Raw genomic sequence first — 8,582 nt, 5'->3', positions numbered from 1 at the left:
CTCGCGTCTCCGGCGAGATGTACGAAAACAACCCGCCCTGATCCGTAAAACTGCCCCGCATGCGAGCCCCCGACGATTCATGATATACATTGAATCATCAACCGTAGGCCCTGACGAGGGCTTTTTCAGCAGACTGCTAGGTTTCTTATTTGACGCGTTTTCTTGACGCGAACCGGTGGCCACTTCGCTGGAAAACGCTCTACCGCTTCAACCGCGATTTGATCTTGGCGTCGATCTCCTCGAACGACATCGCGCCCTTGAGCATTTCACCGTTGACGAAAAAGGTCGGCGTCGCGTCGACCTTCAGTTTCTCGAAGGCAAAATTCTCGTCGTCCTTGATCTTGTCGAGCAGCGCCTGATCCTTTTCGCAGGCCTCGAGGGCCTCTTCGCTCATCGCCGATTGCTGCCTGCCGATCTGCAGCAGCGTATCCTTGGTATTCGCCATCAGCTGTTCCTGCGCCTTGAACAGCGCGTCGACCGCGTCGAAATATTTTCCGGCATCGGTGCCGGCGATGCAGCGCGCCAGCATCGAGGCGGCCGCGGCCTTGATGTCGAGCGGGAATTCCCGGAACACGAAACGCACCTTGCCGGTGTCGATGTATTTCGACTTCAGCATCGGAAACACGTTTTGCTCGAATGCCGCGCAATGCGGGCAGCTCATCGAGGCGTATTCGATGATCGTCACCGCGGCCTTTGGCTCGCCGAGCGCCATGTCGGGCAGCGACATCGGCCTGGCCAGCAGCGCCGCAATGGCGTCCTGCGCCATCGCGCCGTCGATCAGCCGCAAGGGCGCGGGCAGGGCGAGAGCCGCAAGTCCGGCGAACGGGAGAGCGGTTGCAAGGGTGCGGCGGCTGACCATCGGGCGGGCGGGTTCCTGAGGCGGCACGGGGTGCGCGCTCTCAATAGCAGCCGCCCGGTCGGCTTGAAACGGCCATTGTCGCAAAATGCGGGCCCGCAAGACCCGCATGCGAAGAAATTCCAACATCAAAGGCGCTGGCGTCCGGAACGAAGAAGGGCGAGAGGACGCGCCGGTTACAGCCAGCCGGCCCCGAGATTGACGCCGAAGCTGATCAGATAGAACGAGGCGACCAGGCCAACGCCGCAGAACAGCGCGACGGCGCTCGGCGAACGATCCTTGTCCCCGGTCGAAACCGACGTCGAATCAAAAGAAATAATGGTCATGGCAACCCCCCAATTGTTGTGGCCCTGAAAGGCAGGCCGCAAGGGTTGTAGGCTCGAAAAGTTTATGGCCGATTGCCGGGCATCGTTAACCGAATCGCAACATGAGCCGCGAAACAGCGGTCCGGATCAGGCCTTTGAGGTGCGTAGCACCGTGGCGATGGTCCTGGCCGTCATGGCGGCCCGATCGGAGGCGCGCTCGGCTTCCAGCCGATCCCTGGCGCGCTCTTCGATCAAGAGATCGATCAGCGCCATCCGCTTGTTCTCGTCGATCGCCTCCGCCAGCAGTCTTCGATAGCGATGGTAGTCGAATCCCGCATCCTTACTCATCTCACGCCCCCGCGCACATACAGAGGCCGAGTGTTTCTCAACCCGCGCGGGAGTGCAACAGATTTGCGACCGCTGTGGACAAGGGAGGGTGCGGGCGCGTGGCCGTCGGCGATTCCCCTAACCGGAGGCGACGGAGCCTATTTGGGCTGATCGGCCTTCGGCCGCGCGGCTTCCTCCGCACGGGCAGCCATCCAGGCATCGTATTCGGGGGTGCCGCGCCGCGGTGGTACGCCAGCCGGTTCCCCACCCAACCAGTGAGGCATGTCCGCGATCGTTTCGCCCGGGGTCTTGCCGGCGCAGGACGACAACAAGAGCACGGCAAAGCAGAACAAGACCGATTTGAGCCTGGGGGAGGAACCATTCATCCAGGGCTGTTGGCACCGCAATGCGGCGAAGGCAGTGCGCAATCATGGCGGGGGTGAGGTGTCCGCCGAGCCGATGTCCAGCGCGAGCTTGTGAAATTCTGATTATCTCCGGCAAATGTACAAGCCGGGTCCTCGAAAGAAAAAGCCCCGGACAATGCCGGGGCTTTGAATTGCGGGTGACGGCGAGAAATCAGTATTTCGCGACCACCGCGGGACCGTCCCAGTGGAATTTGTAGTTCACGCCGACCAGCACAGTCTGGGAGACCGGTTTCACGTTCAACGTCTCGCCAGTCGGCACCAAACCGGGAGCGGCGACGAAATGCTGCCCGGACTGGTCTTCGATCCAATAATAATTCCATTCCGCGAATACCGACCAATTGGGGGTAAACATGTATTCGGCGCCGACGCCAACGGTCATTCCGGGCAGGTTGTAGCTGGCGGACTCGGAGAGCGCGCCGCTCGGCTGGTACACCACGTTGCGATTTTGCGAGAACGCCATGCCGCCCTGGGCGTAACCGAGGAATTGCGGCGTCCAGAGGTAGCCGATCCTGCCGGTCGCTGTGCCGATGGATTGAAGGTTGTTGGTTTCCGAGAAAGTCGGGAAGTCTGTCAAGGCGTGCCGGCCGTTGATGTTGCTGAAGTCGAACATACCCCGCACGCCGAACACCAGATCCTTGCCGGCCATGAAGTCGCAGCCGGCCTGAACGCCGCCGATCACGCCGCTGTCGTTTTCGCGGCCGTAGTTCGCGGGATCGGGACCGATCCCGTCTGCCGTTACCCGCGTCGTATCCACCCGGTTCCAGCCGCCGCCGACGTTGCCGCCGATGTAGCAGCCCTGCCAGTTGTACATCATCGGTGCGACGAGCGGCGGTGCCTTGACCGGCAAGTCTGCAGCCGAAGCCGCGCCCGTTGCGGCCAGACCCAACAAGACCGCTGCTGCGAAAACCAATCTCGTATGTCGACGCATGTAATCCCCCTGCACGGCCGTTCGGCCAATCTCGATTCCTGACAGAATTGTTAAATTGAATGTCCGACTTGTGCGACTGCGAAATGAATTATCCCGGTGCTTCAAATGCATTTTCCGCGCGCGCGTTGCTTGCTCGCGACATCGCAAGCCGTTTCAAAAAATAGAAAAATAATATTTTTTGGAAACAGCGAACCCGGCGCCGCCGTGCGGACATCGAGGTCGCCGTCTTGCTTATGCGAGGGATTCCCGTCCCGTCACAAGAGATCTTTTCGCGCATTGACGGGGCGATGTCGTCGATCGACGTGCGATCGCGTGAAACCGCCGATCGCTTCATGTGCGGCGCGCCTTTTCTATGAAATCGCTATTTGATCGTCGCACGATTTAGCGCGTCGTCATCGGCTCGCAACGCACGGCAAGAACCCGGGGTGGACGGCAATGGCCTCTGTCAATTGCGTCCGCGAGTCCGCCAGACGAAAAAAATGAACACGGCGATCACGCCGGCGACAATCAACATCCAGTTCTGACCGTCGAAACCCAGCAAGTTGAAATGCCCCACCAGAAACTGCACCGTTTCCGCCCTCAATATTTGCAGAGTTGGTCCTTTGCTTGGGCAGTTTTAGCATTTTGAGGAGAAAAATATATTATTTTCCTATCTGTGAGGTCGCGGATCGGCCGCGGGATTTGCTGACATTTCAGGAAGGATTAGTGTGCATCGCAACGCGGGCCAAATCGCAACGCGAAATAACCTGCGGCGGGGATTCTCAAGTCCAAACTGAATGGCTACCAGCCCGTCCCTCGACCACAATTCGACCGGATATCGGATCAGTCCACCGAACTTTCCTCGAAGCGGGACTGAAGGCGATAGCCGACGCCCGACTCGGTCACCAGAAGCCGCGGATGATTGGGATCGGTTTCGATCTTCTGCCGCAGCTTGCGAACGAGAATTCGCAGATACTGGATGTTGTCCCTCTGATTGCCGGTCCAGATCTCCTTCAGCAATTGATCGTGCGTCACCACGAGGCCGACATGCGTCGCCAGAATGTGGAGCAGGCGATACTCCTTCCTGGTCAGTCTGATCTGGTTGCTGTTGAGCGATACCGTCCGGGCAACCAGATCGATCGAGAGGGCGCCGGCCGTCACGACGGGACTCTCGGTTGCGGTCTTGAAATATCGCCGCAGGGCGGCCTCGCTGCGCGCAAGCAGTTCCGCCATGCCGAACGGCTTGACGACGTAATCGTCGGCTCCCGCCTGCAGAAGTCTGACCTTCTCGTCCTCGCCCGACACCACAGACAGGACAATGACCGGCACGTTCGACCATGACCGGAGCCGGTCGAGAACCTCGGTGCCATGGAGGTCGGGCAGCGCCAGATCGAGGATAATGATGTCGGGAGCGCTGAAAGTTGCCGCCTTCAGTCCATCGGCAGCGTTCTCGGCCTCGATCACCGAAAAGCCCTGCAGTTCAAATCCGGCGCGAAGAAACCGTCTTATCTTCGGCTCGTCGTCAATGAGAAGCACGACATTGCTGGGTTTATTCATCCATGAAATCCGTCAGCTCAGAAGGTTTTGCCAGAGAGGAGGGCAGGGCGATGGTGGCCGTCGTTCCCTGTCCGGGTCCCCGGCTCGCAATTTCGATCGTTCCACCGTTGGCGCGAACAAAGGTGGAGGCAATCCAGAATCCGAGGCCGGAGCCGGGAACGCTCGCCTCATGGCGCTGGCTCCGGAATGACCGGCGGCCGAGTTGTCGCTGGTCGTCCGGCGTCATGCCGACGCCCTGATCGGAAATCGACAGCGTGACGCGTCCCTGCTCGCCGCGTGCCTGGACCGAGATCGTCGAGCCGGACGGCGAGTATTTGGCCGCATTTTCGAGAAGCTGGCCGCAGGCTTCCGCGATCAAACCGGAATCGACGTGGACCAGCGGCAAGTCCTCGGCGAACGCGGTCTCGATACTGTGCGCCGCCAGCTTGCGCGACCTTCCCCGGATCGCTGCGTTGACGATGTCTCTCGCATCCGCCCATTCGAGACGCGGGTTGACGCCGCCGGCGGTGACCAGGGTCGCATTGAGGAGATTCTGGATGAAGCCATCGAGGTGGGCCGCCTCGTCGGAGATCGCCTCCACCAGCGGACGAATCCGGATGTCGTTGCGGACGATGAGCATCGAATCGAGCACGCTTGCCGAACCGCGGATGGCCGCCAGCGGCGTGCACAATTCATGCGAAAGCGTGCCGTGGAAGGCATCTCGCAACAGCTGCCCCTGCAGGTGCAGCCTGGCATCCGCAATCGCCTTCTCGATATCGATGCGCTGAAGCGTGAGCGATACTTCTTCGAGAACGACTTCGACGCGATGCGTCTTGACCGCGACGGCCTTGTCCGAGGCGCCTCCGATGTTGACGGCAACCAGCCCATGAATGGATGTCTCGGAACAAATCGGCCCGAGCAGCCAGACATTCTGGGTCGGTTCGTCGACCAGCGCCTGGGTCGGCGTATCGACCGATGCCGTCATCGCGCTGATGCGCTGGCGCACCGCCTGCGGCACGGCGCCGGCGTCGGGCGGGTCAAAGCCCCCGTCGAACCCGGCCGCGAAGAAGCTGGCTTGCTGACCGAGCGCGCGGGACAGGTATTTCTGAATAGCCGAGATCAGGTCCGATACCGTGAAACAGGCCGCCAGCAGCCGGGAGAATTCGTAGAGCTGCTGGATTTCCTTCTCGCGGCCGCGCAGCGCTTCGGTCTCCTGCCGCAGGCGCGAGGCGAGATTGCTGCTGACCAGCGCCACCACCAGAAACAGCAAAAGGTCGACGACCTCCCCGGGGTCCTCGACCTGAAAGCTGTAGATCGGCGGAAAGAAGAAAAAGTCCGCCGCCGCCATGCCCGCAATCGAGGCCAGCGTGGCGGGCCAGATACCCCATCTCGTGGCGGCGATGATGACGGGTATCAGGTACGCGATCGGAACCAGGTTGGCGGCGACGCTTTGCTCGAGCAGAAGCAGGGGAGCGGTGACTAGGCCGACCAATGCCAAGGCCATTAGCAGAGGCCAAAGGTCCGATCGGAATATCGGATGCGAAAATCGCTCGTGATCCAGACGCAGGTTGCCTCCGATCCCGATGCCGACAGGGCTCGCACCCGTTGCCGCGGGCTTTTCAATCATGAGCAGATCTGGATTCAAGAAATGTGCCTTCGTAGGTCAAGACATCGAGTGATTGTCACCGTGGCGCGCAGCCTCGGCGGAATCACGTACCGGCATCGAACCGACGCGATGACAGCTCACCTTGCGCGACCGGCGACCGCCGACCACGAGGCTTGCAATAAACACCGTTCACCGATTCAACCGTTGCCCCCGATGTCACCAACTACCCAGCGACGCCAGCATTCTCCGAATCGACGTAGAAAATCTATGTTGTTGGCCGGTGCATGAAATAAAAAAGAAATATACTAACGCAATGTCGTCTAGCCGACGCAGGCATCACCTTACAAAAGGCCTCCGGATAAACTCAAACGTGCGAGAAGGCGCGTTGCTATCGCTTCCGTTGCAACGCCGACAAGCCACGCTCGCGACCGCCCATAGCCTCTTCGATTGATCAGGAGTTCAAACCGGCGATGTTACGGCAGCCTGAGGCGACCCTTGGTCCGGTCAGTGCGCAATCGCATTGATGTAGTGCAGGGCCTGCTTTTCGCCTGACAATTCCGGCTTCGAAGCACGGTATAATGCGGCTTCACCGGACGACCGCACCAGGGGCGGCGCCAGCGTCGCGATGGCGGCGGAGCTGATATATTTTGGCGGATAAAGATAGAATTCCATCAGCGGCATATGGCTGCCGCGCGCGTTGCGTCCCAGAATCGCACGCGCGGTCGAGCCGGCATCCGGATAGATGGCGCTCCAGCCGGCGAAGCTGCTCGACAATATTTCCAGCGACAGCAGCGTCGTCGCTATCCGCACGAAACCTTCGTGCGATTTCTTCGCGCTTCTCGTTGTCGAAGCCTTCCTGAGCAGTTGACGAAACTCGCGATTGGTCTCGATGAAGGGACCGAGCCGGGCCTTCCACAGGATATCAGGCAAACAGGCGTAGCCGTGAAGCTCATGATAGCTCTCGATCAGGCTTCGGCATTGTGCCGCCAGGCTGGTCGGCAGAAAACTGAAATCGATATTTTCAGCATTTCCGGCCAGAACCGGATGATCTGCATCATTCGTCGCAAATTCCATCGCAGCGCCCCGCGGTGAGCGAACAAATTTCGCTCAATGCCAGAGCATAGCGAGTCGGTGCATATATCTTCGATGGATAAGCGCGGCGATTTTCATAGAAAAAAAATAGCCGCGACGAGACTCGATCTTCTTCGGCATCGACGAACGGTCGTGTTGGCGTCGGAAATGTAACGCGAAAGACACAGCACGTAAGAAAAGCGTAAGGATGTGTTGCAGTGCGGAGCGTTTTTTTGCCGAAACGTCACGAATTTCGCCGGGAGATTGTGCAAGCCGCGAGGCAACTGACGCTTCCGCGAGCAGTCGGCGTCGAAGAAGTCGTTTCAGCTATTTTATCTTTATGAAACCGCGCGGCAAACCGCATCGATTTTTCCCAAGCTCCCAATGAAAGATCATTCCGAGGGTTAACGGAATCGTGAGAGCGCCTGAAGGCGCCTGTAACAACAGCTTGGGGCAAGACTATGAAAACATTTCTTCTGGCCGGCGTCTCGTTGGCAGTGATCGGTCTGAGCAGCGTCGCGCAAGCTGCGGATCCGGGGACGGGGCCATGCCCCTACGGTGGCGATCCCTACAAGAACTATAACTGTCTCGATGCCTATCTCGGCAGCGACTTCATCAGCCGCTTCATCAACTACTATCGGCTCGAGTGGGGACACGATTCTGCGCCGGCCGATCCGAAGGCGCCGCCGTCACGCCGGCCCGAGAGCGAGGTGCCGCCGACGCCGCAGAGCACGCCGCCGATGCCGTTCACCGAATGGCCCTATGGCGGCACCACCAACCTCGGCGTGACGCGGCCGAGTTCGATCGACAGCCCGCTGATGAACGCGATGTCGAACACGCCGTTTGGGACGTGGATGAACGATGCGCATATCCAGGTCTACGGCTGGGTCGACCCCGGCGGCAACCTCTCTTCCAACACCGTGCGCGGCGGCAATGCTCCTGCCGCCTACAGCTACAATCCGAACACGGTGCAGCTCGACCAGGCCGTGATCTATTTCGAGCGGCTGCCGGACACGGTGCAGAAGGATCACATCGACTGGGGTTTTCGCATCGCACCGATCTACGGCGAGAATTATCGCTACACCACGGCGTTCGGGCTCTGGAGCTACCAGCTTCTGAATCAGAACAAGAACAACGGCTACGACATGCCGATGGCCTATGGCGAGGTGTTCATTCCCTGGGTGATGCAGGGACTGAACATCCGGTTCGGGCGCTACATCTCGATTCCCGACATCGAGGCCCAGCTCGCGCCCAACAACTACATGTATTCGCACTCGCTCACTTACGGGTACGACAACTACACCAACCACGGCATCCTGGGGACGCTGGCGCTCAGCAAGAACTGGTACATCCAGACTGGTGTCTCGATCGGCACCGATACCGCGCCGTGGCACTGGGGCCAGAGGGTCGACAACCCGTTCCCGAACACGACCTACCCCGACAACACCTATCTCAAGGATCCGGGCGCCATCCCCTCGCTGGCGGCGGGCGTGCGTTGGCAGAGCGACAGCGGCTACGACACGCTCTACCTCACAGTCGACGGCCTCAA

The 8,582-nt window shown here is 59.9% G+C and carries 10 protein-coding genes; 2 read left to right on the top strand and 8 right to left on the bottom strand.

What is annotated here, in order from left to right; translation table 11 throughout:
* Positions 1-199: 199 nt before the first annotated feature.
* The 3 genes from VK804_RS29460 to VK804_RS29450 all read right to left on the bottom strand — a co-directional run bounded on the left by VK804_RS29460 (position 200) and on the right by VK804_RS29450 (position 1,509).
* Positions 200-859: a DsbA family protein gene (locus tag VK804_RS29460; RefSeq protein WP_325751803.1), complete on the bottom strand. Its 660-nt coding sequence runs from the start codon at positions 857-859 to the stop codon at positions 200-202.
* A gap of 173 nt (positions 860-1,032) precedes the next feature.
* Positions 1,033-1,182 (bottom strand): hypothetical protein, encoded by a 150-nt coding sequence (locus tag VK804_RS29455; RefSeq protein WP_325751802.1) that lies wholly within the window; start codon positions 1,180-1,182, stop codon positions 1,033-1,035.
* Between the two features lie 126 nt (positions 1,183-1,308).
* The gene (locus VK804_RS29450; RefSeq protein ID WP_325751801.1) at positions 1,309-1,509 is read right to left on the bottom strand and encodes a hypothetical protein; all 201 of its coding nucleotides are present in this window, start codon (positions 1,507-1,509) and stop codon (positions 1,309-1,311) included.
* Positions 1,510-1,770: 261 nt separating this feature from the next.
* Here VK804_RS29450 and VK804_RS29445 point away from each other — a divergent pair, with 261 nt between their 5' ends.
* A complete protein-coding gene (locus tag VK804_RS29445) occupies positions 1,771-1,968 on the top strand; it encodes a hypothetical protein (protein WP_325751800.1) in 198 nt (65 codons plus the stop codon).
* Between the two features lie 96 nt (positions 1,969-2,064).
* On the opposite strand, the gene VK804_RS29440 is transcribed toward VK804_RS29445, so the two are convergent.
* The 5 genes from VK804_RS29440 to VK804_RS29420 all read right to left on the bottom strand — a co-directional run bounded on the left by VK804_RS29440 (position 2,065) and on the right by VK804_RS29420 (position 7,036).
* Positions 2,065-2,946 carry an outer membrane protein gene (locus VK804_RS29440; RefSeq protein WP_325751799.1) on the bottom strand — a complete coding sequence of 294 codons (882 nt, stop codon included), beginning with the start codon at positions 2,944-2,946 and terminating at the stop codon, positions 2,065-2,067.
* Between the two features lie 340 nt (positions 2,947-3,286).
* Complete coding sequence (locus tag VK804_RS29435; protein WP_325751798.1) at positions 3,287-3,409, bottom strand: hypothetical protein; 123 nt, start codon at positions 3,407-3,409, stop codon at positions 3,287-3,289.
* Positions 3,410-3,663: 254 nt separating this feature from the next.
* On the bottom strand, positions 3,664-4,377 hold the full coding sequence (locus VK804_RS29430; RefSeq protein WP_325751797.1) for a response regulator: 714 nt from the start codon (positions 4,375-4,377) through the stop codon (positions 3,664-3,666).
* Positions 4,370-5,860 carry a DUF4118 domain-containing protein gene (locus VK804_RS29425; protein WP_325751796.1) on the bottom strand — a complete coding sequence of 497 codons (1,491 nt, stop codon included), beginning with the start codon at positions 5,858-5,860 and terminating at the stop codon, positions 4,370-4,372. The genes VK804_RS29430 and VK804_RS29425 overlap by 8 nt, the downstream gene beginning before the upstream one ends.
* 606 nt (positions 5,861-6,466) lie before the next feature.
* Positions 6,467-7,036, bottom strand: a complete 570-nt coding sequence (locus VK804_RS29420) for a hypothetical protein (RefSeq protein WP_325751795.1) — start codon at positions 7,034-7,036, stop codon at positions 6,467-6,469.
* A gap of 458 nt (positions 7,037-7,494) precedes the next feature.
* Here VK804_RS29420 and VK804_RS29415 point away from each other — a divergent pair.
* Positions 7,495-8,582, top strand: a 1,088-nt coding sequence (locus VK804_RS29415) for an outer membrane beta-barrel protein (protein WP_325751794.1), incomplete at its 3' end; no start/stop codon positions are given.

It is taken from the genome of Bradyrhizobium sp. (assembly GCF_035484855.1).
Lineage (GTDB): Bacteria > Pseudomonadota > Alphaproteobacteria > Rhizobiales > Xanthobacteraceae > Bradyrhizobium.
Note: the sequence above shows the minus strand (reverse complement) of the source record. Positions and strands in the feature narration are given on the sequence as shown.

Excerpts from the sequence above, each read along its gene's own strand:
- VK804_RS29460 (WP_325751803.1), bottom strand. The coding sequence starts at position 859 with ATGGTCAGCCGCCGCACCCTTGCAACCGCTCTCCCGTTCGCCGGACTT.
- VK804_RS29425 (WP_325751796.1), bottom strand. The coding sequence starts at position 5,860 with ATGGCCTTGGCATTGGTCGGCCTAGTCACCGCTCCCCTGCTTCTGCTC.
- VK804_RS29455 (WP_325751802.1), bottom strand. The coding sequence starts at position 1,182 with ATGACCATTATTTCTTTTGATTCGACGTCGGTTTCGACCGGGGACAAG.
- VK804_RS29420 (WP_325751795.1), bottom strand. The coding sequence starts at position 7,036 with ATGGAATTTGCGACGAATGATGCAGATCATCCGGTTCTGGCCGGAAAT.
- VK804_RS29445 (WP_325751800.1), top strand. The coding sequence starts at position 1,771 with ATGTCCGCGATCGTTTCGCCCGGGGTCTTGCCGGCGCAGGACGACAAC.
- VK804_RS29430 (WP_325751797.1), bottom strand. The coding sequence starts at position 4,377 with ATGAATAAACCCAGCAATGTCGTGCTTCTCATTGACGACGAGCCGAAG.
- VK804_RS29450 (WP_325751801.1), bottom strand. The coding sequence starts at position 1,509 with ATGAGTAAGGATGCGGGATTCGACTACCATCGCTATCGAAGACTGCTG.